The organism is Marivita sp. S6314 (assembly GCF_023015985.1).
GTDB lineage: Bacteria > Pseudomonadota > Alphaproteobacteria > Rhodobacterales > Rhodobacteraceae > Marivita.
The window spans coordinates 87,332-111,043 of sequence record NZ_JALKAO010000005.1; the positions used below are offsets into that span (position 1 = coordinate 87,332).

Annotated in this window: 25 protein-coding genes; 17 read left to right on the forward strand and 8 right to left on the reverse strand. The window is 58.6% G+C overall.

Annotated elements, in window-relative coordinates; all coding sequences use genetic code 11:
- Positions 1–189: 189 nt before the first annotated feature.
- The 4 genes from MWU54_RS14615 to dnaQ are packed head-to-tail and all read left to right on the forward strand — an operon-like array spanning position 190 to position 2,891.
- A complete protein-coding gene (locus MWU54_RS14615) occupies positions 190–789 on the forward strand; it encodes a Maf family nucleotide pyrophosphatase (protein WP_247085156.1) in 600 nt (199 codons plus the stop codon).
- Positions 786–1,619 carry a shikimate dehydrogenase gene (locus MWU54_RS14620; RefSeq protein WP_247085158.1) on the forward strand — a complete coding sequence of 278 codons (834 nt, stop codon included), beginning with the start codon at positions 786–788 and terminating at the stop codon, positions 1,617–1,619. Before MWU54_RS14615 ends, MWU54_RS14620 begins: the two co-directional genes overlap by 4 nt.
- The gene (coaE, locus tag MWU54_RS14625) at positions 1,616–2,209 is read left to right on the forward strand and encodes a dephospho-CoA kinase (protein WP_247085160.1); all 594 of its coding nucleotides are present in this window, start codon (positions 1,616–1,618) and stop codon (positions 2,207–2,209) included. Before MWU54_RS14620 ends, coaE begins: the two co-directional genes overlap by 4 nt.
- The gene (dnaQ, locus tag MWU54_RS14630; protein ID WP_247085162.1) at positions 2,202–2,891 is read left to right on the forward strand and encodes a DNA polymerase III subunit epsilon; all 690 of its coding nucleotides are present in this window, start codon (positions 2,202–2,204) and stop codon (positions 2,889–2,891) included. The genes coaE and dnaQ overlap by 8 nt, the downstream gene beginning before the upstream one ends.
- A gap of 3 nt (positions 2,892–2,894) precedes the next feature.
- On the opposite strand, the gene secB is transcribed toward dnaQ, so the two are convergent.
- The gene (secB, locus tag MWU54_RS14635; protein WP_247085164.1) at positions 2,895–3,401 is read right to left on the reverse strand and encodes a protein-export chaperone SecB; all 507 of its coding nucleotides are present in this window, start codon (positions 3,399–3,401) and stop codon (positions 2,895–2,897) included.
- 65 nt (positions 3,402–3,466) lie between these two features.
- Complete coding sequence (locus tag MWU54_RS14640; RefSeq protein ID WP_247085166.1) at positions 3,467–3,964, reverse strand: FxsA family protein; 498 nt, start codon at positions 3,962–3,964, stop codon at positions 3,467–3,469.
- A 105-nt stretch (positions 3,965–4,069) separates the two neighbouring features.
- Here MWU54_RS14640 and MWU54_RS14645 point away from each other — a divergent pair, with 105 nt between their 5' ends.
- From MWU54_RS14645 to MWU54_RS14655, 3 genes are read left to right on the forward strand one after another with little or no spacing between them, the layout of a single operon-like run.
- The gene (locus tag MWU54_RS14645; RefSeq protein WP_247085168.1) at positions 4,070–4,729 is read left to right on the forward strand and encodes a Tim44/TimA family putative adaptor protein; all 660 of its coding nucleotides are present in this window, start codon (positions 4,070–4,072) and stop codon (positions 4,727–4,729) included.
- The gene (locus tag MWU54_RS14650; protein ID WP_247085170.1) at positions 4,726–5,769 is read left to right on the forward strand and encodes a murein transglycosylase A; all 1,044 of its coding nucleotides are present in this window, start codon (positions 4,726–4,728) and stop codon (positions 5,767–5,769) included. Before MWU54_RS14645 ends, MWU54_RS14650 begins: the two co-directional genes overlap by 4 nt.
- Complete coding sequence (locus MWU54_RS14655; protein ID WP_247085173.1) at positions 5,766–6,350, forward strand: Smr/MutS family protein; 585 nt, start codon at positions 5,766–5,768, stop codon at positions 6,348–6,350. Before MWU54_RS14650 ends, MWU54_RS14655 begins: the two co-directional genes overlap by 4 nt.
- Here MWU54_RS14655 and bchO read toward each other — a convergent pair.
- The 4 genes from bchO to crtA are packed head-to-tail and all read right to left on the reverse strand — an operon-like array spanning position 6,317 to position 10,575.
- The gene (gene bchO, locus MWU54_RS14660; protein WP_247085175.1) at positions 6,317–7,177 is read right to left on the reverse strand and encodes an alpha/beta fold hydrolase BchO; all 861 of its coding nucleotides are present in this window, start codon (positions 7,175–7,177) and stop codon (positions 6,317–6,319) included. The two genes, MWU54_RS14655 and bchO, sit on opposite strands and share 34 nt — an antisense overlap.
- Before the next feature lie 4 nt (positions 7,178–7,181).
- Positions 7,182–8,870 carry a magnesium chelatase subunit D gene (locus tag MWU54_RS14665; protein WP_247085177.1) on the reverse strand — a complete coding sequence of 563 codons (1,689 nt, stop codon included), beginning with the start codon at positions 8,868–8,870 and terminating at the stop codon, positions 7,182–7,184.
- Positions 8,867–9,871, reverse strand: coding sequence for a magnesium chelatase ATPase subunit I (gene bchI, locus MWU54_RS14670; RefSeq protein WP_247085179.1), 1,005 nt, complete (start codon positions 9,869–9,871; stop codon positions 8,867–8,869). The genes MWU54_RS14665 and bchI overlap by 4 nt, the downstream gene beginning before the upstream one ends.
- Positions 9,868–10,575, reverse strand: a complete 708-nt coding sequence (gene crtA, locus MWU54_RS14675) for a spheroidene monooxygenase (protein ID WP_247085181.1) — start codon at positions 10,573–10,575, stop codon at positions 9,868–9,870. The genes bchI and crtA overlap by 4 nt, the downstream gene beginning before the upstream one ends.
- Before the next feature lie 123 nt (positions 10,576–10,698).
- On the opposite strand from crtA, the gene MWU54_RS14680 reads away from it, so the two are divergent.
- Genes MWU54_RS14680 through MWU54_RS14690 form a run of 3 tightly spaced genes read left to right on the forward strand, consistent with a single transcriptional unit; the run spans position 10,699 to position 13,774 of the window.
- Positions 10,699–12,249, forward strand: coding sequence for a phytoene desaturase (locus MWU54_RS14680; protein ID WP_247085183.1), 1,551 nt, complete (start codon positions 10,699–10,701; stop codon positions 12,247–12,249).
- Positions 12,246–13,286: a 15-cis-phytoene synthase gene (gene crtB, locus MWU54_RS14685; protein WP_247085185.1), complete on the forward strand. Its 1,041-nt coding sequence runs from the start codon at positions 12,246–12,248 to the stop codon at positions 13,284–13,286. The genes MWU54_RS14680 and crtB overlap by 4 nt, the downstream gene beginning before the upstream one ends.
- A gap of 5 nt (positions 13,287–13,291) precedes the next feature.
- Positions 13,292–13,774, forward strand: a complete 483-nt coding sequence (locus MWU54_RS14690; RefSeq protein WP_247085187.1) for a TspO/MBR family protein — start codon at positions 13,292–13,294, stop codon at positions 13,772–13,774.
- Here MWU54_RS14690 and crtC read toward each other — a convergent pair.
- Together crtC and crtD are read right to left on the reverse strand one after the other, a co-directional pair.
- Positions 13,771–14,643 carry a carotenoid 1,2-hydratase gene (gene crtC, locus MWU54_RS14695; RefSeq protein WP_247085445.1) on the reverse strand — a complete coding sequence of 291 codons (873 nt, stop codon included), beginning with the start codon at positions 14,641–14,643 and terminating at the stop codon, positions 13,771–13,773. The two genes, MWU54_RS14690 and crtC, sit on opposite strands and share 4 nt — an antisense overlap.
- A complete protein-coding gene (gene crtD / locus MWU54_RS14700) occupies positions 14,598–16,172 on the reverse strand; it encodes a 1-hydroxycarotenoid 3,4-desaturase CrtD (protein ID WP_348647656.1) in 1,575 nt (524 codons plus the stop codon). The genes crtC and crtD overlap by 46 nt, the downstream gene beginning before the upstream one ends.
- 90 nt (positions 16,173–16,262) lie before the next feature.
- On the opposite strand from crtD, the gene MWU54_RS14705 reads away from it, so the two are divergent.
- From MWU54_RS14705 to pufQ, 7 genes are all read left to right on the forward strand, one after another.
- The gene (locus MWU54_RS14705) at positions 16,263–17,138 is read left to right on the forward strand and encodes a polyprenyl synthetase family protein (protein ID WP_247085189.1); all 876 of its coding nucleotides are present in this window, start codon (positions 16,263–16,265) and stop codon (positions 17,136–17,138) included.
- 54 nt (positions 17,139–17,192) lie between these two features.
- A complete protein-coding gene (locus MWU54_RS14710) occupies positions 17,193–18,284 on the forward strand; it encodes an acetylserotonin O-methyltransferase (RefSeq protein WP_247085191.1) in 1,092 nt (363 codons plus the stop codon).
- 147 nt (positions 18,285–18,431) lie between these two features.
- Positions 18,432–19,373 (forward strand): chlorophyll synthesis pathway protein BchC, encoded by a 942-nt coding sequence (gene bchC / locus MWU54_RS14715; RefSeq protein ID WP_247085193.1) that lies wholly within the window; start codon positions 18,432–18,434, stop codon positions 19,371–19,373.
- Positions 19,370–20,371, forward strand: a complete 1,002-nt coding sequence (locus tag MWU54_RS14720) for a chlorophyllide a reductase iron protein subunit X (RefSeq protein WP_247085195.1) — start codon at positions 19,370–19,372, stop codon at positions 20,369–20,371. Before bchC ends, MWU54_RS14720 begins: the two co-directional genes overlap by 4 nt.
- Positions 20,372–20,419: 48 nt before the next feature.
- A complete protein-coding gene (gene bchY / locus MWU54_RS14725) occupies positions 20,420–21,985 on the forward strand; it encodes a chlorophyllide a reductase subunit Y (protein WP_247085197.1) in 1,566 nt (521 codons plus the stop codon).
- Positions 21,985–23,451 (forward strand): chlorophyllide a reductase subunit Z, encoded by a 1,467-nt coding sequence (gene bchZ / locus MWU54_RS14730; protein ID WP_247085199.1) that lies wholly within the window; start codon positions 21,985–21,987, stop codon positions 23,449–23,451. Before bchY ends, bchZ begins: the two co-directional genes overlap by 1 nt.
- Positions 23,448–23,675, forward strand: coding sequence for a cytochrome PufQ (pufQ, locus tag MWU54_RS14735; protein ID WP_247085201.1), 228 nt, complete (start codon positions 23,448–23,450; stop codon positions 23,673–23,675). Before bchZ ends, pufQ begins: the two co-directional genes overlap by 4 nt.
- Positions 23,676–23,712: the final 37 nt, after the last annotated feature.

The following is a 23,712-nucleotide window of genomic DNA, read 5'->3' on the forward strand; positions in this document are numbered from 1 at the left end:
GTGGATAAACTTGGACATTTTTCTCTGCTAATCAGTTGTCCGACATCCAGAGTTATCCGATCCACAGCGGGCAAAACGCGTTAACAGATGCTTAACGACTCGGTGAGAGTCTTAACGGCTTGCTGCCAGAGCGGCTTTTCCGCAAAACACTCATGTAAAGAAACAAGGGTTGTCCGCGGAGTTGTCCACATGAATCTCGATTTGGTTCTGGCGTCCGGGTCTGACATCCGCGCCACGATGCTGCGGAATGCCGGGTTACGATTCGATGTTCAGGTCGCGCTAATCGACGAAGAGACGATCCGGCGATCCTTGGAGGCGGAAGACGCCAGCCCGCGTGACATTGCTGACACCTTGGCCGAAATGAAAGCGCGCAAGATTTCAGATAAGATGCCGGGCGCGCTTGTTCTGGGGTGTGATCAGGTGTTGTCCGTCGACAAACAGGTCCTGGGCAAACCAGAGACCATCGACGACGCCAGATCCCAGTTACAGCTTTTGCGAAACCGGTCGCACACCTTGCTGTCAGCAGCGGTTCTTTATGAAGACGGCGAACCGAAATGGCGGCATGTCGGGGTGGTGCGGTTGCGCATGCGCGATGTGTCGGATGCCTATCTTGAGGATTACCTTACGCGCAACTGGGACAGCGTGAAACATTCGGTCGGCGCTTACAAACTGGAAGAAGAAGGTGCGCGGTTGTTCACCCAGGTTCAGGGAGACTATTTCACCGTGCTGGGTCTTCCGTTACTTGAGTTATTGAACCATCTCACATTGATCGGACGGATTGACGGATGAGTGACAGTAAAATTCCCCTGGCTGGTGTTATTGGCCACCCCATCGCCCACTCAAAAAGCCCCAATGTGCATGGATACTGGTTGCGGAAATACGGTTTGCGCGGTCACTACATTCCGATCGACATCGCGCCGGAAAAGATCAAGGATCTGCTGCCACGATTGGTCGATCTGGGGTTCGTCGGGGCAAATGTCACGATTCCGCACAAGGAAACCGTGATGGACATCGCAGACCTGATCACCGATCGCGCCACGTTGATCGGCGCTGCAAACACGCTGATCTTTCGCAAGGATGGGCGGATTCACGCGGACAACACGGACGGGTACGGGTTTATCGAAAACATTCGCCAATCTGAGCCGGACTGGAATCCAAAGAGCGGGCCGGCAGCTGTGTTTGGTGCCGGTGGCGCGGCGCGCGCGGTGATTGCGTCTTTGCTGGATGTCGGGGTGCCCCAGATCCTTTTGACCAACCGAACCCGCATTCGGGCCGAAAAGCTGCGTGATGATTTTGGTCATCGGGTTCAGGTGGTGGAATGGGTACAGGCCGGGAATGTGCTGGAAGAGGCGGACTTGGTTGTGAACACCACATCGCTTGGCATGACCGGTAAAACCGAAATGCGGGTTCCACTGGACGGGCTGCGGCCGGGGATCATTGTGAATGACCTTGTGTACACGCCGTTGCGCACCCGACTTCTGGCCGAGGCCGAGCAACGCGGGTGCCGTGTTGTCGATGGGTTGGGCATGCTGCTTCATCAGGCGGTCCCGGGTTTCGAACGCTGGTTCGGAAAACGCCCTGTTGTTGATGACAACGTTCGAGCTGCGGTGTTGCGGTGACGTTCAAACTTGGTCTCACCGGCTCTATCGGGATGGGAAAGTCGACAACGGCACAGATGTTTGCCGATGCGGGTTGCGCAGTTTGGGATGCGGATGCGGCAGTGCATCGTTTGTATTCCGTGGGGGGTGCAGCCGTTCCCGAAATCAACGCGGCGTTTCCGTCCGCTGTGATCGACGGACAGGTCGATCGCGCACGGCTGCGAGAGATTATTTCGGACACGCCAGAGGCGCTAAGGCAAATCGAGGCTATCGTGCATCCTCTGGTGCGGGATGACCGGATAAGCTTTGTGAAAAGCGCTTCGTCTGACATCGTCGTTTGCGACATACCTTTGCTTTTCGAAACGGGCGGTGAGTCCGAGATGGATGCGGTGATATGTGTCTCTGTTTCACCGGAACTTCAGGAAAAACGTGTTTTGGAGCGAGGCACCATGACACGCGATCAGTTCCTGGCCATCCGTGCGAAACAGATGCCGAACGACGAAAAAATACAGCGATCTGATTTTGTGATCACAACCGACACTCTTGAAGATACCCGTCGTCAGGTTCACGATGTGCTTGAGCAGATCAGGAAAGATATCGGCCATGCGTGAAATCGTTCTGGATACGGAAACCACCGGGTTTGAACCGGAACAAGGTGACCGGATTGTCGAAATCGGTGCGGTTGAGCTTTATAACCACGTTCCCACCGGGCGGACCTATCATCAATACATCAACCCTGAGCGATCCATGCCGCAAGAGGCGTTCGAGGTGCATGGGTTGGGTGACGATTTCCTGCGTGACAAACCAGTTTTTGCGGACATCGCGCAGGCCTTCGTGGATTTCATCGGGGATGCCACGCTGGTCATTCATAACGCCGCGTTTGATATGAAATTCCTGAACGCAGAATTGGGCTGGTTGAAACGCCCCGCGATTCCGATGAGCCAGTCTTTGGATACGCTGGCGATTGCCCGACGGAAGTTTCCGGGATCGCCTGCGTCGCTTGATGCGCTGTGCCGACGTTTCGGGATCGACAACTCATCCCGCACATTGCACGGCGCGTTGCTTGATTCCGAGATTTTGGCGGAAGTGTATCTTGAGCTGATTGGCGGCAAGCAGCCGGATTTCGGGTTGAACGTGTCCGAAGCAAAATCGGGGACAAGCGGTAGTCAGCAGGAATGGCGCCCTGCCCCGCGCCCGGCCCCTTTGCCGTCGCGCTTGTCAGACAGCGAAAAGGCGGCACATGCCGCCTTTGTCGAAACCTTGGGGGACGCTGCGCTCTGGAAGCGCTTTTGAGCGTCAGGCGTTTGCTGTTTCAGCCTGCTGGGCCTGCGCACGGCGTGCCAGTTCCGTACGGTAAAGCTGAAGGAAATCAATCGTTTCCAGGTTCAGCGGCGGGAACCCACCGTCACGTGTGACGTCGCTGACAATACGGCGCACAAACGGGAAAAGCATGCGCGGGCATTCGATCAACAGGAATGGGTGCATCTGGTCTTCGGGTACGTTTTCAACGTGGAACACACCGGCATATTCAAGTTCAAGCATGAACAAGGTGTCGCCGCTTTCCTTGGCTTTCGAATTGATCTGAAGCTTCAGGATCACTTCGAACTGGTGGTCAGCGGTGCGTTTCTTGGCGTCCAGGTTGACCTGAAGCTGCACGTCCGGCTGCACATCGCCTTGCACACCCTTCTGCGCGAGGATGTTTTCGAAGGACATGTCCCGCACAAACTGTGCAAGGACGTTCATTTTGATAGGGGTCGCTTGTTCTGCGGCACCGTTTGCGGCGGTTTCTGGCGTATCTGCCATGTGTCTCTCCCTGAGATCGAGCAATCAGTCAATTGAGCGCTCTTTATCAGCCACGGAACAGAGCCTCAATGCTTGGTCCAGCCGGAACCCTTTTCGGGCGGGTTTTTCGTTTCCGTCACATCCAGAAAATCAGCGTCGATCACCGTGTCGCGCGGGCGGCGCTGGCGTGGATCCTGTTGGAATGGGTCAGGCTGGGGCCCCATCTCGAACCGCTGCACGTGGATGCGCTTTTTCAGATAACCGATGATCGCCAGGCGAATGGGCGGAGCGAGAAGGGCGAACCCGACCGCATCGGTAAAAAACCCCGGAGTCAGAAGCAATGCGCCCGCAATCAGGATCATCGCGCCATGGGCAAGCGGTTCAGAGGGATCTTCGAGGTTGGAAAACGACCCACGCAGATTGTTCATCGCCATAAGCCCCTGCGATCGAACCAGATATGTGCCGATAATCGCCGTCAGGACAACAATCCCGAGCGTTGGCCAGAGGCCGATGACACCGCCGATCTGGATGAACAAACCGATTTCAACCAGTGGAACCAGCAAAAAAGCCACAAATAGCCACATGACAGGGCACTCCTTTCGATAGGCGTGCGGTGGACTATGCACGACCCAACACCTACATAAGAGCACAACAACAATGTTTCCACTTATGGTCTGGGCGAGGTCCTGATGAATTCTCCGCTGATACAGCTTTTGGTGCTTGCTGGCATTGCCGTGTTTCTGATCCTGCGCTTGAAAAGCGTTTTGGGCACACGGGAAGGTTTCGAAAAACCACCTTTGCCGCAACAGGACACGCGGTCCTCGTCCCGTCCCGATTTCGAAGTAATCGAAGGCGGTCCGGATCGGGACATCATCGACCATGTCGATGAGCACAGCGACGCGGCCGATGCGCTGGCGCGCATGAAACGGGCCGAACCGTCCTTTGGCGTGGCCGATTTTCTGGGTGGCGCGCGCGGTGCCTACGAAATGATCCTGATGGGATTCGAACGTGGTGAACTGGCGGAGATCAAGCCGTTCCTTAGCGACGAGGTGTACGATACCTTTGCCGAGGTGGTCGAAGCCCGTAACGAGCAGGGCCTGACAATCGAAGCAGAGTTTATCGGAGTACGGGAACTGTCGCTTGTGGACGCCACCTTCGACGAGGACACACGTATCGCCGAAATCTCGGTCAAATATGTCGGTGAGCTGACATCTGCGGTCCGCGACAGTTCCGGTGAGATCATCGAAGGATCGCCGACGCAGATGAAGCGTCAGAAAGATGTCTGGACCTATGCACGGCGCATGGGTGAAGATGATCCAAACTGGCAGCTTGTCGCCACGGGCGAATGATCCGAAGGCTGGGTGCAGCCATCGTCCTGAATATTCTACTTGCAGGATCAGTTGTGCCAAACGAAACCGACCCACACTTTTCGATCCTTGGTTTCGAGGATCTTGAAGGGTGGGCGGAAGATGATCATGCCGCAGCCCTCACCGTCTTCAAGAACACATGTGCAGATCTGGATGAACCGGATTGGTCGTCGCTCTGCGCTTTGGCATTTGACGCAAAAGACGCGCGGCAGTTTTTTGAACTGTTCTTTCGTCCACTGTTGATCACCGATGGCAAGGACCCGTTGTTCACCGGGTATTTTGAGCCTGAGCTTGATGGGTCGCCGGTTCCGACGCCGCGTTACCGGCATCCGGTGTATCGAATGCCATCCGAGGCCCGTGAAACCCGTCCCTGGCTGACACGCGAAGAGATCCTGACCTCTGGTGTGATGTCGGGTCGGGGTCTTGAGATCGCGTGGGTTGATGACCCGGTTGAGCTGTTTTTTCTGCAGGTTCAGGGCTCGGGCCGGATCCGGTATCCCGACGGACGTGTTATCCGCGTTGGATATGGCGGGGCGAACGGGCACAATTACCGATCCATCGGGCAGGAGCTGGTGCGCCGTGGGACATATCAGGCGCATCAGGTGTCGGCAGAAGTGATCAAGAACTGGGTGCGCCGCAACCCGGTCGAGGGCGAAGCGCTCTTGTTTCACAACAAGTCCTACGTGTTTTTCCGAGAGGTCAGTCAGGTCCCGGCCGATATGGGGCCGCTGGGCGCAATGAACCGGTCGATCACACCGATGCGTACGATTGCCGTTGATCCGGCGTACACGCCGCTGGGCGCGCCGGTTTGGATTGAAAAGGACGGCGCTGATCCATTGCGGCGGCTGATGATCGCGCAAGATACGGGGTCGGCGATCAAGGGCGCGCAGCGGGCAGACGTGTTTTTTGGAACGGGGGATGCCGCTGGGCAGGCTGCGGGTCGGATCAAGGATCCGGGTCGCATGGTTGTCCTGATGCCCATTCAGCGCGCCTACGCTTTTTTGCCGGAAGCGATGCAATGAGCCGTCGAAAACTGCGCGCAGATGAACACGAGCTTTGGCAAAAGGTGGCCCATTCAACCAAACCGCTTCCCGAAGCGTTGCGCCGCGAAGCGCAGAACCCCAAGCCGACACTGGTACAGCCGCGCCAACCGGACCCGATGGACCTGCCGCGGGCCTTTGGTATCGGTGCAAAAGCGCCCCTGCCCCACGGTCAGATCACAACGCCGCAACCCGTACAACGCGGCAAACCGGCGATGGACAAGAAGACCTTTGGCAAAATGCGCCGTGGCAAGATGGTGCCGGAAGCCAAGATCGACCTGCACGGGATGACAGTGGACCGCGCCCACCCTGCCCTGACGCGGTTTATCATGACGTCTTATTCGCGTGGATTCCGGCTTGTTCTGGTGATCACGGGCAAAGGCCAACGGGACGATCCGCATGATCCTATCCCGCGACAAAGGGGTGTTCTGAAGCGACAGGTTCCCATGTGGCTAAAGATGGCACCGCTGCATTCTGCCGTGCTTGAGGTTACCGAAGCGCATGTCCGGCATGGTGGCGGTGGTGCGTATTACGTGTATTTGCGCAGAACATCCCGAAGCTGATCCGCGACCAGTTCAGGTGCTTCTTCATGTAACAGGTGCCCGTATCCCGGAACTGATATGACATTGGCATCCTGCATTTTTTCTGCAGACGATCGCACCGATGACGGCGGAACGGCCTTGTCGTTCTCTCCGATGAGAAACGTGCAGGGCACATCAATTCTGGGCAGGTCGGCCAGCAATCCATCCAGTTTCCATTGCGCCATCATCAGCAATGTGCCGTCGATGTGATCGCGATTGCGAAAGAGTTTCGCGTAAAGGCTCAACCCTTCGGGCGAAATGTTTGACCCTGTGGTCGCCATCAGGGACACCACCTGACCCGGATCAGACATCCTGCGATTGACCATGTTCACCATCATCGGGCTCATCGCGACTATACGCGCGGCCATCGGGAACAAGACGCCTGTCAGCCCTTTGAAAGGTGTCAAAGCGGGGTTCACTGCGATCAGAGGAACCTTCGCCTTAGCGGTCTGCAGCAGTCGCAACGCGAGCGCGGCACCGGCGGAATGGGCAAGCACCGCTTTCGGTTTCCACCCTTCGTGATCCAGCAGGCTTTGCACGTCCTGCGTCATCAGGGTCAGCGAAGACCGATGCCGCGACCCAAGTTTGGTTTGGCCGTGTCCAGGCAGATCGATTGCCACGACGTGATAGTCTTTGGCCAGGTTGGTCATCATATCTCGCCAGGAATGGGTCGAGCCACTGGCCCCGTGCAGCAGGAGCAGCGTGTCGCCGCGGCCCATCTCCTGAACATGCCAGTGATGCGGGCGAACATCTATGAATCGTGAATGCTCTGCATGCGGCCAGGCAGTGAGCGTTTCAGCAACACCCATGACATCAGCCGCCCAGGGCCGTGTCGATTGCGCGGCTCAGGCCTTTGGAATCGGCGCGGGGGAGCGCGATATAGCGTGCACCCATCACGTCACACAGCGCTTGCAGGTCGCGGTGTGGTCGGACCGACGTGTCGATTATCGCGCTGGACAGGTTTAGGCCGCGGATATGCCGTGCCATCGCATGGGCATCTTCGTTTGCAGCGGCCCGACCGGTTCGACCCGGTAGCGGGACATTGGCGCGTCCGTCGGTCAGAACCGCTATGGACGGGGACAGGCCCTGTGATTTTGCCCGTTTTGCCAATTCCGCCGCTGCCTTGAGGCCGGAGGCCAGTGGTGTCCCACCACCCCCGGGAAGACCGGCAAGGCGGCGTTTGGTTTGCACAAGCGATCGCGTTGGCGGAAGGATCAGATCGGCGCTGTCCCCCCTGAAGGCAATAAGCGCAACATGGTCACGCCGCGCGTAGGCGTCAGCGAGCATGAGTTCCACAGCGCCCTTGGCTTCGGCAAGGCGCGCGACGGCCGACGATCCGGAGGCATCCACCGCGAAGATGACCAGCCGGTCGGACATTTCCTGAAAGCTGCGCACGTGGATGTCGGATTGACGGATCTGGACGCCAGTCCGTTCTGGATGCTGGCGTTTGCGGATCGTCTGCCATGGAACGGCCGCGCGCAGGGTGGCGACAAGGTCAATGCGGTTGCCACCGTCAAGTCGACCGGGTTGCGACGGAAGGGGTCGCCCTCGTCTGTTGCCGCGTTTCTTCTGGCCCGCGCCACCACTGCCCGAAGCCGTTTTGGCCCTGCCCGATCCTTCCAGATGCGCCAATATGTCAAACGGAAGAATGGCTTTGACCGCTTCGATCAACAGCTCGTCGGGAAGCGTCAGGTCTGACCCGTCCTGATCCGGGCTTTGCGCATCTGGCTGATCATCCTGTGTCGTGGTGTCCTCTTCAGGCGTGTCCTCGTCGTCGGTTGGCATTTGTGTTGCGCGGTGGGCATAGACAAGCTGAACCGCGACTTGCAGATCGTCCTCAGAGACAGAGTTCCGGTTATTCAGAGCCGCATTCGCGCGCGCTGTGGCAAGAGCAAGGAGGGGCGCGCGAAGAGACAAAATGCCAAAACGCGCCGCAGTAACGGCAAGCGCTTCGGGCACGTTTTTGGGAATGGTGATTGTACCCAGGTGGTTTTGTGCGTCCCGAATAGATGCATGCGACACGACCATTTGCGCCAGTTCAACATGGCGCAAGCCTTCGAGTTCGACCCGAAAGGCAAGACGCTCGGCCAACGTGCGCGGCGCGATCTCGTCATCTTCGGCTCCTTCATCAAGCAGGATCAGGCAGTGACCAAGACCCGAATCCAACCCTTGCGCCAATCGCGCGGCGAGGCTGGGTTCGCAGCGTTCCGCCATGGTGAAGACCAGAGGCTTTGGTGTTTCAAGAAGCCCCGTAGATCGTACGACTTTGCCTTGCGTCAGGGTCTCACCCACGTCGATTCCACCAAAGAGCTGCAAATCGCTCGTGGAAGGCGCGATGCGGCGGGCGTTTGGAAACAGGCTTTTGATTGGTTCGCAAAACCGGTCCCGAATAGGGCCGGCGCGCGACCGCAGATGCAGACCGCCGAGTCCGACAGGATCAACCGCCAGCAGAGACAACGCCAATTGGCCCTGCACCTGAATGCCGGTCCGGTCTTCTATCATGCAAAAACTTCCTCAACCGTGCGTTTCACGCGTGTTGAAGTCCCGGCATCGTCAAGAGGATCACGGCGCAGACGGTGGCTGAGCGCCATGGGTGCAACCGACCGCAGGTGCTCACGGGTCGTTTGCGCGCTGCCTTCATAGGCGGCCAACGCCCGGGCGGCCCGAAGCAGGGTCAGTTCACCGCGCAAACCATCTGATCCGATGGCAACGCACAGCCCGGCACAATCCCGCAATGTCTCATCGGGCGCGTCAATCGCGGTGAGTGCGTCGCGCGCCATAAGGATCTGTTCGCGGATCTTGGTGTCTTCCGGCGCCCATTTGGCGACGAAACTCTCCGGGTTGGTGTCAAACGCGGCGCGGCGGCGGATCACCTCAACACGCTCTTCGATGTCATTTGGAGAGGTCACCTCGACCGACAGGCCAAACCGGTCAAGCAACTGCGGACGCAATTCGCCTTCTTCGGGGTTGCCGGAGCCGACCAGAACAAACCGCGCATCGTGCCGGACGGACAGCCCTTCGCGTTCAATGACGTTTTCGCCGGATTGCGCGACATCCAGAAGAAGATCGACCAGATGATCCTCCAGAAGATTGACCTCGTCGATATAGAGATACCCGCGGTTCGCTTTCGCCAGGAGCCCGGGCTCAAACGCCTTTTCCCCACGGCTGAGCGCGCGTTCGATATCCAGAGCGCCGACAAGGCGGTCTTCGGTTGTGCCAAGCGGCAGATCGACAACGGGGGTCGGTGCGGTGATCATTTCGCCGGAAACAGGGTCTGCCCAATCCGGCATCTCCTCTAGGGTGGCTGCGTTTGTCGGGCTGCCTTTTAGTTTTTGGATTTCCGGCAAAAGCGCAGCAAGCGCGCGGACGGCGGTGGATTTTCCGGTCCCCCGGTCCCCGAACACCAGAACACCACCGATACCGGGGTCAATTGCGGTCAGGATCATGGCCAGCTTCATCTGGTCCTGGCCGACGATGGCCGAGAAGGGAAAGGGTTGTCTCATGCGGCGATGTCCTTGAGAATACGAGGGGATTGGCCTTCCCAGCTGCCTGTTTCACCGGTCACGCGGAACCGTGCGTACAGTTCTTCGCGAAACCACTTTCCGTCGCGGACGGCGCGAATGGCTTTGGCATGGGGGCCGTTTATGCGGGCAAAATTGGCCATGGACTGGGAATCCGGCCAGATGGAAAACGTGATCTGTTGCAGCAGTGGAACTTCGCCGATACCGATCTTGAACAGGACATTGGGATCCTGACCAATCACGCCACTGATGTCCGGAACCCGTTTCCAGAATTGTGCGGCAACAGCCGGTCGCACAGTGGCGCGGGTCAGTGCAGCGATCGGCCCGTGCTCCACAGGTGATTCTTCGAGAAACGGAGACTGGCCTGACCAGGCGCCCCGGGCAGAGTAGGGGGTCAGGAACAGTGTCCAGTTTTCGGACGCGCGGTTTCGGTAGGACTGAAACAAGGGCTCTGTTGCAATGGCCTCGCGCGCGCGGGCGTCGTCAGACCACACTGTCAGGATGGCATAGACAGCCGTGTTCGGAACTGGGGTAAACCCTTCGCCCGTTCCTGATCCGCACAGCTTCCAGAACTGAAGGCCCTTGATCCTTGGCAGGGACAGGCGCGCGGCCCCCATCATGGTCAACGCCCACAGCCGCGAAAGCGGTGTGGCAAAGCGGTAAAAGCTGAGACTCACGGTCTGCATTTTGGTTCCCATAGTGTCAACTTAGTCTGACACATTTCAGCGCAGTAGGGAAGATAGATATTTTTTCGGCCGCGTTCCCGGGCAAAATGTTGTAAAGTAAAGTTGACAGTATAGAATAGTGAAATGATGACAAAACTAGATTCTGCCCTCGCGGCACATTCTGACAAGATGACCGCCGCCCATGCGATTGTCATTGGTGCCGGGCTTGGTGGCCTTGCTTCGGCGATGCGTCTGGGCGCGATGGGATATCGCGTAACGGTGATCGACAAGCTTGATGTACCGGGGGGGCGCGGCTCTGCGATTCACAAAGACGGACACAGGTTTGATCTGGGCCCGACGATTGTGACGGTTCCTCAGGTGTTCAAAGAGTTATGGGCGGTCTGCGGGCGCGATTTTCATCAGGAGGTCGATCTTCGACCGCTTGATCCGTTTTATGAAATCCGCTGGCCCGATGGATCAAAATTCACCGCCCGGCAGGATACCGATGCCATGCGCGCCGAAGTTGCGCGGTTGTCGCCACAGGATGTGGCCGGGTACGACAAGTTCCTGCAAGACAGCGAAGAACGCTATTGGTTCGGGTTCGAAGATCTGGGGCGCCGGTCCATGCATCGTCTGATGGACCTGATTCGCGTGTTGCCAAAATTCGCAATGCTGCGGGCGGACCGGTCGGTCTATGCGCATGCGTCCAAACGCGTAAAAGATGAGCGGTTGCGCATGGCGTTGTCGTTCCACCCGCTGTTTATCGGGGGCGACCCGTTCAACGTCACGTCGATGTACATCCTCGTGTCGCATCTCGAAAAGGAATTCGGGGTGCACTACGCGATGGGGGGTGTCGCCGCGATTGCCGAAAACATGGCCAAGATCATCCGGGAGCAGGGTGGCGCGCTTCTGATGGAAACGGAAGTTGACGAAATCCTCGTCAAATCTGACCGGGCGCGGGGTGTAAAACTTGTGTCCGGGGATGTGCTAACGGCTGATATCGTTGTGTCGAATGCGGATGCGGGGTTCACCTATGACCGCCTTCTGCGCATGCAAAAACGGAAACGCTGGACGCCGACAAAACTGTCGAGCCGGCGGTGGTCGATGGGTCTCTATGTCTGGTATTTCGGCACCAAGGGCACCCGCGACATGTGGCCCGATGTGGGGCACCACACGATCCTGAACGGCCCGCGCTACAAGGGGCTTGTCCGCGACATCTTTATGAAAGGCAAAGTTGCTGACGACTTTTCGCTGTACGTCCATCGCCCGACCGTGACGGATCCAACTGCGGCTCCGGAAGGTGACGATACGTTCTATGTCCTCAGCCCCGTGCCGCATCTGGGGCACAAGGATTCTGCCGATTGGTCAAAACTGGAACGGGAATACCGTGTGCGATTGACCAAGGCGCTGGAAGAGCAGCTTTTGCCCGGATTTTCGAGCCGCGTCACTGCAAGCGAGGTGTTTACGCCGGAAACGTTCAAGGACAGGTATTCATCGCCCTATGGATCGGGCTTTTCGATTGAGCCGCGAATCCTGCAAAGCGCTTGGTTCCGGCCACATAACGTGAGTGAAGAGTTGAAGGGTCTGTATCTGACTGGCGCAGGCACGCATCCCGGCGCGGGGTTGCCGGGGGTGATCTCCTCTGCCGAAGTGCTGGCACAGCTTGTCCCTGATCCTGTCCTGGTGCGCGGATGAGCAGTTACGCCGCCGATATGGAAGCCTGTCGCGAAGCGATCCGTCATGGATCGCTGTCGTTTCACATGGCATCGCGCGTTCTCCCGGCGTCGGTGCGGGATCCGTCATTGGCGCTTTATGCGTTCTGTCGGCTGGCTGACGATGCGGTTGACCTGCAACAGGAAAAGGCCGCCGCTGTATTGCGTCTGCAGGATCGTCTTGAGCGTATCTATGCCGGACGTCCCGACGATGCAGCGCCCGACCGGGCCTTTGCGCGGGTGGTCGAGGAATTCGAGATGCCCCGCGCCTTGCCCGATGCGCTTTTGGAAGGGCTGGCATGGGACGCGGTTGGACGCACTTATCAGAACTTGTCGGAGTTGTTTGACTACTCGGCCCGCGTTGCTTCGGCGGTGGGCGTGATGATGTGCGTCTTGATGCGTGTGCGGGATCCGCATGCGTTGGCCCGGGCTTGCGATCTGGGAATCGCGATGCAACTCACGAACATCGCGCGAGATATTGGCGAGGATTCGCTTGAAGGGCGCATCTATCTGCCGCTGGACTGGCTGGACGAGGCGGGTCTGGACAAGGAAGCATTCCTGTCTGATCCCAAACCGACCAAAGCGGTCCGTCAGATGGCGCGCCGTTTGGTGATGGAAGCAAATCGCCTGTACATGCGGTCCGAAGCAGGCGTTTCCGCGCTGCCGCTATCGTCGCGCACGGGGATTTACGCGGCGCGGTACATCTATGCCGGGATCGGCAGTCAGGTGCAGCGGGCAGGATACGATTCCATCTCGACACGGGCGCACACGTCAAAAGGTCAGAAATTGGGCTGGCTGGCTGTATCCGCCATGAAGGCCGCAACAACCGTTGTGATGCCAAAATCTGCGGTCCTGTTTGCCCGGAGCCTGCCGGAAACGCAATTTCTCGTACACGCGGCGGGGCGGAATACGGATCGGCGGACGCGCTCTGACACCATCATCGAGGCGCTGTCGCAAGTCGCGCAACACGAGCGGAACCGCCAGAACGGGTTGATTGATACGACCGGTCGACTTACCTGACTGTCATGTTTTGGCTTTTGTTTGGAATATTTCTTGCGGCTTGCATGGCTGCTGGTGCCACTGGGGGGTTGTTTTCGCCCGGCCCGTGGTATCGCAATCTGAAAAAGCCATCCTGGACGCCCCCGGATTGGGTGTTCCCCGTGACATGGACAACGCTTTATCTGCTGATGTCCGCTGCGGGCGCGCGTGTTGCGTTAAGCCCTGACAACGCGCTGGCGATGGCCCTTTGGTCTTTGCAGATCGCGTTGAACAGCCTTTGGACACCGGTGTTTTTCGGGTTGCAGCGGATCAAGCTGGGGATGATCGTGCTCAGCCTGTTGTGGGTGTCGGTGGCAGCGACCCTCTGGGCCTTGTGGCAGGTGGACATGATTGCCGGGCTGATGTTCGTGCCTTACCTGATCTGGGTTTCCATCGCAGGTGCGCTGAACGCCAGTGTCTGGAAGCTGAACCCAGATGAGGCGAATGCGCCGCGCCGGGCATCTACTTAATCAAAAGACCAGTTCTTCCGACGCGGCACACGTACCGCCAGCATGGGCTTTAGCAGCGGCGATCGGAACCGGGTGAGATCAAGCGCCTCGTGGACGCCGACTGTGTCTTCTCCGTCCAAACGTGTCCGAACCATCGACCGGGAATAAAACGGTGCATCAAGCATGTTCATGACCTGGCGGGGTTTGCATCCACGATCCCCGCGTGTCTCCCGGCGTACGGCCCAAAGCGATCTTTTGAATTCCAGCTGCGGGGGCAGGGGGATCTCTGATGCCTTACCCTCTGGGGTGAAATGGAACCCGGCGTCCAACTCCGATCCGTCCAGCCGCGTTGCATCGTAAAAACACGTGCTGCCGCCCTTGGCCGGATAGCGCCCCCAGGTCCAATAGGAAAAATCCTCTTCCAACGCGCGAGTGCCAAAATTGGCGTCAAAATACCCGTGCCCGGTCCATTGCCAGCCGGGTGCATCCAGATCGACATCAATTCTTGAGACCGGACCAAACGGACGCCAGATATGCGCACCATCCTGGGTTAGGGGCAGTTCGACTTGCGTGATTGCGCTGGGCGTGACGGTGAGTGTTCCACGCACTCGGCTGATCAGTGGGGGGCCAGAGATCTCGTTCACGTCAATGATCAGTTGTCCGTTCACCCAACGCATGGAAGAGGGGCCAACCGTAAAGCGATCCGTCGATTGGCGGAGCGCGGATTGCCCACGATCTGTCATCGTAAACCGCCCGCCGGGACCGTAGGTCGCTACATTGATGCAGACGTGGTTTTCCGGGTTCTTCCGACCCGACCAACGATACCAGGGGGAAAAGACGGACCCTATGAACCCGATGACCGAGACAGCGCGTTTGCCGTCGTCGGAGATGCCGTCGACATACCACCACGCGTAGCCGTTTGGCGGAACCTTGAGGTTGAAATTTGGTCCGTCACAATCGCCGCGGCCGCGTGCCTGCCTGAGATTGCCGCCATCGGGACGCCCGCGCCCGGATGCGTGCTGCCCCCGGCCAGATACAGCCCCTTGATCGAGGTCCGTGCCGTCGGGCGTTCCAGAGCTGCCATCATCCCGTGCGGCGTCTGCCCGTATAGCGAACCTGCGCTGCCGGGAAAAAGAGCGTCGAAGCTCTTGGCTGTTGTCAGCGACCAATGGTCCGGTTCCGGAGAGAAGGTCAGCCCAAAGCGTTGAAGACGGGGGAAGGTCCGTGTGTGACATGTCTCGTAGTCCTCCGACTGCGCCGCGCGCTGGGTCAGCGGCGGGGTGTTCATGATAATCTCGAAACGTTCTTCGTCCGGTACCGGGGTGTTTTGCCCACGATCCTCGGCACAGACGTAAAGCGTCGGGTCACTTGGGATTTCCCCGCGTTCGATGTCCGCGAACTCGTTCTTACCCGGATCGCAGAAGAACACGTTGTGATGCGAAAGCGGGATATCCGAAGGCGTGGCCCTGAAGCTCCAGACATTGGCAGAATGGCTGCGTGCGCGTTTCGTCGTGATTTGCGCGATGGGCTGTACCGCGTCACCCAGAAGACCAAGCGCCAACGCTCTTGGATCGCCGTTGAACACGATCTGATCGGTCGGGATGTGTTCGCCCGTCGCCAGGGTTACGCCCGAGACACCGCCAGAGCGTGTCTCAATTGATTGCACATCCGCGTTGAGGCGTATCTTTCCACCTTTGGATTGGATGAGATCGGAAATGGACCGGGCCAGCGCATGCATACCCCCCTGAACGCACCAGACACCCCGGGCTTCTGCCTCCCAGATCAGGGACAATAGCGCGGGAGAGCGGTCAGGCGATCCGCCAACATAGGTCGCATAGCGGCCGAAGAGCTGTTGCAGCCGTGGATCGCTAAAACTTGAGCGCAGGAGGCTTTTGAGCGTTTTGCCCGCACCCATATCCAGCAAAAGGCGCGGGTTCATGATAACATGTTTGGCCAATGACCCGAGCTTCGGCTCTGCCCGCAGCATCATCGGGTCGCGGAATCCGTCAAACAACCGCGCGGCACGATGCGTGAACGTCAGAAATTCATCACGCGATTTGGATCCTGCAAACGCGCCGATGGCATCAGCGCTTTTTTCTGCGCACGGAAACAGGTCAAGCGGTCCACTGTCGGGCCACCAATGGCGGGCAAGGATGTCTTGCGGAATCAGTGTCACGTGATCTGACAGAGATTCGCCAACATCCATGAATAGGGCTTCGAACACATCCAGCATCGTCAGCACCGTCGGTCCGGCATCGACACCACCTATCTGGCGCATCTTGCCGCCGGGTGCAGCGTGCCGTTCCAGAATGGTGACATCGTAGCGGCGATGCACAAGCGGCAGCGCTGCTGCTAGCCCCCCGATCCCGGCACCGATCACAATGACGCGCCCCAAGCTTTGCTTTGGCAGTTTCATCATCGAATTGTTGACTCACATTTGCCAAGTGTCCAGTATGATTTACACTAGTGTGTCAGATAAACATGACAACACATTGCTTAGGAGTGTTCGATGGGACTGCATTCTCGCATCAATTCTGCCGTGGAAACGGCAATCCGCATCGGACAGGATGGCAAGGCCCCTCCGAAATTGTCCGAGGCGTTGCAGTATGCCTGTACGCCCGGCGGTGCGCGAATCCGGCCGACGATTTTGCTGTCGGTCGCGCTTGCCTGTGGCGATGATCTCCCCAAAATCACGGACGCCGCGGCGTCTGCGCTGGAACTTCTTCATTGCGCAAGTCTCGTACATGATGATCTGCCGTGTTTTGACGATGCGGACGTCCGACGTGGCAAGCCATCCGTGCATCGCGCCTATTCCGAACCATTGGCGGTTCTGACGGGCGACTCACTGATCATGCTTGCGTTCGAAGTCCTGGCCCGTGCGGCGGCGCACTCGCCCGAGCGCGTGGTCAAGCTCATTCGTTTGCTTGCGCATCAATCGGGGATGCCTAACGGCATTTGCGCCGGGCAAGGCTGGGAAAGCGAATCCAAGATCGACTTGTCCGCGTATCACCGGTCAAAGACCGGCGCGCTTTTTATTGCGGCCACACAAATGGGTGCAATCGCTGCCGGACAGGATGAAGAGCCATGGTTCGAATTGGGTGCCCGCATCGGCGAGGCGTTCCAGGTTGCCGACGATCTGCGCGATGCCCTCTATGATAGCGAAACACTGGGCAAGCCCGCAGGCCAGGACGAAGTGCACGGCCGCCCCAATGCCGTTCTGGCGCTGGGTGTGGATGGTGCGACGAAGCGGTTGAAGGACATTCTGGGCGGGGCGATTGCATCCATCCCGTCTTGCCCCGGTGAGGCAAAGCTGGCCGAAATGGTCCGCTTGCAGGCCGAGGCGATCATGCCGGTTGTCAAAACCAACGTGGCCAAAGCCGGATAGATGGCGCTCGCCTCTGATATCCCGCCCTTTGCGAAACGACCCAAAATCGGACTGATGACCCGACTGATGCGGATTATTGCGCGACCGGGGTTTCAGCGCTGGGCCTCCGCCTTTCCCCTGACGCGCGGGGTTGCTGCCAAAGACGGGGCCGAGCTGTTTGATATCGTTCAGGGCTTCGTCAAATCTCAGGCGTTGTTTGCCTTGGTTGACCTCCGCGTGATGCATCGATTGATGGATGGACCGCAAACCGCGTCTGACCTTGCCGCGGTGTGTATGTTGCCGATTGATCGGATGGACCGGCTCTTAAAGGCCGGCGTCGCCATGCAATTGCTGCGACGGGACCGTGCGGGTCGGTATGGGCTGGCCCGCAAAGGCGCGGCATTGGTCGGCGTTCCGGGGCTTGAAGACATGATCCGGCATCACGCCGCATTCTACCGTGATCTGAACGATCCTGTCGCGCTGTTGCGCGGTGAGGTCGAAACCGAGTTAGCCCAGTTCTGGCCCTATGTCTTTAGCGCTGACAAGGCCACGGATGCAGAAACGTCCAATCGGTATTCTGATCTCATGGCACGATCGCAAGAGATTGTGGCCGCAGATACCTTGGCGACCGTCAAATTGGGTCGGTACACACGTCTTCTGGATATCGGTGGGGGCTACGGCGTGTTTGCCGAAGCGGCTGCGCATGCGAATCCAAACCTGACCGCCACGGTGTTTGATCTTCCGGCTGTCGGCCCGAACGCTGAAAAACGCATGTCAGCGTCTGCGGCACGGGATCGACTGCACTTCGTTCCCGGATCCTTCCGGGAGGACCCGCTGCCGCAAGGCGCAGATGTGATTTCGCTGATCCGTGTTTTGTACGATCACGAGGACACCACCGTCATGGATGTCCTGTCAAAAGTTTTAGACACCTTGCCCGATGGCGGTTCGATCCTGATTTCTGAACCGATGTCTGGGGGAGACCGCCCAGAGATCGCTGGCGATGTCTATTTCAGTTTTTATTGCCTTGCGATGCAGACGGGCACAGCGCGAAGCGCCAATGAAATTGGGGAAATGTGCCGTCAGACCGGGTTCACTGATGTGATTTCCTACCCGTCGCGGCGACCCTTTGTGACCTCCGTTGTGACTGCGACCAAGCCGTCAAACTAAGCGCCCTGCAAAAGGTATTCTAATCCAATGTGTCTATTATAGTTGACACTTATGTATGTAAGAATAAACTGACAGTGATCAAGACAGAGTGCGACGTTTTGGATTCGATTCTCGAAGCCCGACGTCCCGCAAGCGCAGGAGGATAGAATGCAAACACATGCCGTCGTGCTGAACGCACCGAAGACTCTTGCCCTTGAAACAGTTGCTTTGACATCGCCCGGTCCGGATGACCTGGTCGTGGAAATCGCGCATTCGGGCATTTCTACAGGAACGGAAAAACTGTTCTGGTCCGGGGACATGCCTCCGTTTCCCGGCATGGGATACCCGCTGATCCCCGGTTACGAAGCCTCGGGCGAGGTTGTCGAGGTTGGTCCCAACAGCCGTTACAAGGTGGGAGACCACGTGTTTGTGCCGGGTGCGAACTGTTATGATGGCGTGTTCGGATTGTTTGGTGGCGCAACAAGGCGTCTGGTCACGGATCAGGACCGTGTCACACGGATTGATCCGGCGCATGGGGCCGAGGGCGCATTGCTGGCTTTGGCCGCAACCGCGCGTCACGCGATGGCCGGTTTGGACAAGTCGGTTCCCGATCTGATCGTTGGTCACGGTGTGCTGGGCCGCTTGCTGGCCCGTCTGACCATTGCCGCAGGGGCGCCTGCTCCGACCGTCTGGGAAATCGATCCGGATCGTGCTGCGGGTGCGGACGGGTACGAGGTCGTGCATCCCGACAAGGATGAACGCCGCGATTACAAATCCATCTATGACGCCAGCGGCAACGGTGGTCTGCTCAACGATCTGGTTGGACGCATCGTCAAGGGAGGCGAGATTGTTCTGGCCGGGTTCTACACCCAACCCCTTCAGTTCTCCTTCCCGCCCGCCTTCATGAAAGAAGCGCGGTTCCGCGTTGCGGCGGAATGGGCGCGCGAAGATCTGACAGCAACACGCACACTGGTCGAAAACGGGGCATTGAGCCTCGATGGCCTGATCACTCATCAAGCGGCGGCTTCGGACGCACCCGGTGCCTATCGCACCGCGTTCGAAGATCCGACCTGCCTGAAAATGATCCTCAACTGGGAGACCCCTTCATGAAGGACGAGGTTCCAAATCTCAAAGACTTTGACAAACGGTTGAAGGACGAAGCAAACGAGGATCTGGCCGATGTGATCCCTGCAGACGCCACAAAGAAAACCCAGATCATCGCGATCTACGGCAAAGGCGGAATTGGGAAATCCTTCACGCTGGCCAATCTCAGCCACATGATGGCGGAACAGGGCAAGCGCGTCTTGTTGATTGGCTGTGATCCGAAATCTGACACCACATCTCTGCTGTTTGGTGGCAAGGCGTGCCCAACGATCATCGAAACCTCGACCAAGAAGAAACTGGCCGGGGAAGAAGTGAAGATCGGGGATGTCTGCTTCAAGCGTGGTGGCGTCTTCGCGATGGAACTGGGCGGTCCCGAAGTGGGTCGCGGTTGTGGGGGTCGCGGAATCATCCACGGGTTCGAACTGCTTGAAAAGCTGGGCTTCCACGATTGGGATTTTGACTACGTTCTGCTCGACTTCCTGGGCGACGTGGTCTGCGGTGGCTTCGGTCTGCCGATTGCCCGCGACATGGCGCAGAAGGTGATCCTGGTCGCCTCGAACGACCTGCAGTCGCTGTATGTGGCGAACAACGTCTGTTCGGCTGTGGAATACTTCCGCAAGCTGGGCGGCAACGTGGGTGTTGCGGGACTTGTGGTCAACAAGGACGACCATTCCGGCGAAGCACAAGCGTTTGCCGAAGCGGTCAACATCCCGATCCTTGCCTCGATTCCGCAAGACGACGACCTGCGTAAGAAATCCGCGAATTACCAGATTGTCGGTACCGACGCCTCGCCTTGGGGTGCCCTGTTTGCCGAGCTTGGAATGAATGTCGCCGAAGCACCCCCGGTGCGCCCCGCACCTCTGAGTCAGGACGGATTGCTTGAACTGTTTGACGGCTCTGAAACCGGCGCTGGTTACACTCTGGTGCCTGCAACCGACATCGACATGCGCGGCAAGAATGCAGCGCCGATGGAAAGCCTTGAAGTGATTTACGACGAAGCGTGAGGGTTAGCCCCCCAAACGTGACCCTGGGAACCAAAGAGAAGTAGAGACGTGAGCAACGAAGAAACATACGACGAAACGGCAGAGGTGGAGGTTATCCGTGGGGAACCACGGGTCGAGGCCCCCGAAGCGCCTGTTCTCTCGGATGGGCTTGGCTGCCATTCCGGCTCTGAAATGGAGAAGGCCGCGCGCATGGCGGGCAACTCCGAGATGCTGGACCAGTTTGCCAAGGACTATCCGGTTGGACCACATGACCAACCGCAAAGCATGTGCCCCGCTTTCGGGTCGCTGCGCGTTGGTCTGCGGATGAAGCGCACCGCGACGATTCTGTCCGGGTCGGCCTGCTGCGTGTATGGTCTGACGTTTGTGTCCCACTTCTACGGCGCGCGCCGGTCTGTTGGCTATGTGCCGTTCAATTCGGAATCGCTGGTCACAGGCAAGCTCTACGAAGACATCCGCGACTCCGTGCATGAAATGGCTGACCCGGATCGGTTCGATGCGATTGTGGTGACAAACCTGTGCGTGCCCACCGCGTCTGGTGTGCCGCTTCGTCTGCTCCCAAAGGAAATCAACGGTGTGCGGATCGTCGGCATTGACGTGCCGGGCTTCGGCATTCCGACCCATGCGGAGGCGAAAGACGTCCTCGCGGGCGCAATGCTCAACTACGCGCGGGAAGAGGTCAAATCCGGTCCTGTGCAAGCGCCCGCTGGTGGCAAGGCGGATCGCCCGACTGTTGCTTTGCTGGGCGAAATGTTCCCGGCGGACCCGATGATGATCGGCGCAATGCTGGCCCCCATGGGTCTGGCCGCGGGTCCCGTGGTTCCGTGCCGTGAATGGCGCGAATTGTACGCGGCTTTGGACTGTGGTGTCGTCGCTGCGATCCATCCGTTCTACACCGCTGCCGTTCGTGAGTTCGAAGCGGCGGGGCGTCCGATTGTCGGCTCTGCCCCGGTTGGCCATGATGGCACTGCCGCGTGGTTGGCTGGGATCGGTGACGCCTTCAACATTCCGAAGGACCAGATTGCCGCCGCACAGAACGCGTTCCTCCCAGCGATCAAAGGGGCTTTGGCACAGACCCCGATCAAAGGCACCATCACGCTATCGGGTTACGAAGGGTCTGAACTGCTCGTCGCGCGTCTGCTTGTCGAAAGCGGTGCTGACCTGCGCTATGTCGGCACGGCTTGCCCGCGCACGCAGTGGTCCGATCCTGACCGCGAATGGCTGGAATCCAAAGGCATCAAGGTGCAGTACCGCGCGTCGCTTGAAGATGATTGCGCGGCGATGGAAGCGATCAAGCCTGACCTTGCCATCGGCACGACCCCCGTTGTGCAAAAGGCCAAGGAAATGGCAATTCCCGGCCTCTATTACACCAACCTGATTTCCGCGCGTCCCCTGATGGGGCCAGCCGGAGCAGGGTCATTGGCCGAAGTGATCAATGCTGCCATCGCGGGCAAATCCCGCATGGATGACATGAAGGCGTTTTTTGAAGGCGTCGGCCATGGCGACACAGCCGGTGTCTGGGAAGGCGCGCCAAACTTGCGCCCTGATTTCCGCGCGCAGCATCAGAAAAAACTCGACAAACAGGCGCGCGCTGCCAAAGCGCAGGAGATGATCTGATGTTGATCCAGGATCATGATCGCGCGGGCGGCTATTGGGGCGCAGTTTACGCGTTTACGGCTGTGAAAGGTTTGCAGGTTGTTATCGACGGACCGGTGGGCTGTGAAAACCTGCCTGTCACATCCGTCCTTCACTATACGGATGCGCTACCACCGCATGAGCTCCCTATCGTGGTTACTGGCCTCGGTGAGGAGGAGCTGGGTCGGGAGGGGACCGAGGGGGCGATGAAACGCGCCTGGAGTGTGCTCGACCCAGCTCTCCCTGCAGTGGTGGTCACGGGATCCATTGCCGAAATGATCGGTGGCGGCGTGACCCCAATGGGTACCAATATCCAGCGTTTTCTACCGCGCACCATCGATGAAGATCAGTGGGAAAGCGCGGATCGCGCGATGACGTGGATTTTCACGGAATTCGGCATGACCAAAGGTCGGATGCCACCCGAGAAGAAGCGCGAAGAAGGGGCTAAGCCTCGCGTGAATATCCTTGGCCCGATGTACGGTACGTTCAACATGCCGTCAGACTTGGCTGAAATCCGGCGTCTGGTCGAAGGCATGGGGGCCGAGGTCAACATGGTTATGCCGCTCGGCGCACATCTGGCCGAGATGCGGAACCTTGTGAACGCTGACGTCAATATCTGCATGTACCGCGAATTTGGTCGCGGGCTGTGTGAATGCCTTGGCAAGCCATACCTGCAAGCGCCCATCGGCATGGACAGCACCACCAAATTCCTGCGCAAGCTGGGCGAGATGCTGGATCTTGATCCAGAACCGTTCATCGAACAGGAAAAGCATTCGACGCTGAAACCCGTCTGGGATTTGTGGCGGTCGGTCACGCAAGATTTCTTTGCAACGGCCTCTTTCGGGATCGTGGCGAACGAGACCTATGCCCGCGGTATCCGCAACTACCTTGAAGGTGATCTGGGCCTGCCCTGCGCCTTTGCCGTGGCGCGGGTTGCCGGGGCCAAGACCAACAACAACGAAGTGCGGTCGATGATCCACACCAAGAAGCCCTTGGTGCTGATGGGGTCGATCAACGAAAAAATGTATCTGGCCGAAATGCAGGCCGGGCATGGCCCGCAGCCAACATTCATTCCCGCGTCATTTCCCGGTGCCGCCATCCGCCGTCACACCGGAACGCCGATGATGGGCTACGCCGGGGCGACCTACCTGCTGCAAGAAGTCTGTAACGGGCTTTTCGATGCGCTGTTCCACATCCTGCCGCTGGGCACGGAGATGGACAAGGCCGACGCCACACTTACACCGCTGCGCCGCGACTTCCCCTGGGATGCCGATGCGCAAGCCGAACTTGACCGGATCGTGTCCGAACACCCGGTCCTGACCCGAATATCTGCTGCCAAGAACCTGCGCGACGCCGCAGAGGCCGCAGCTTTGAAACAAGGTGCCGAACGCGTTGTCTTCGAGACTGTTCAAGCCCTTTCAAACACCCAAGGAGGACCGACCAAATGACGGATTTCACCTCTTCTGACACGCGCCATCACAAGCACGGTCATACAAAACGCGGAACCGAGTTCCTGGTTTATTTCAGTATCATTTTCGTGGTCGCGATCCCCTTTGCGACCGTGATCTGGATGCTTGATGTGTTCCAGAAGCAGACGCTCAACATGCGCGGCCCGTTGGCGCGCGCGTGGTGCGAAGCAGATCGGATCACCCCGCTCATTTTCTCGGCCTGAAAAGGTTTGGGAACAAGGACTGACCACCCGGCAGGGT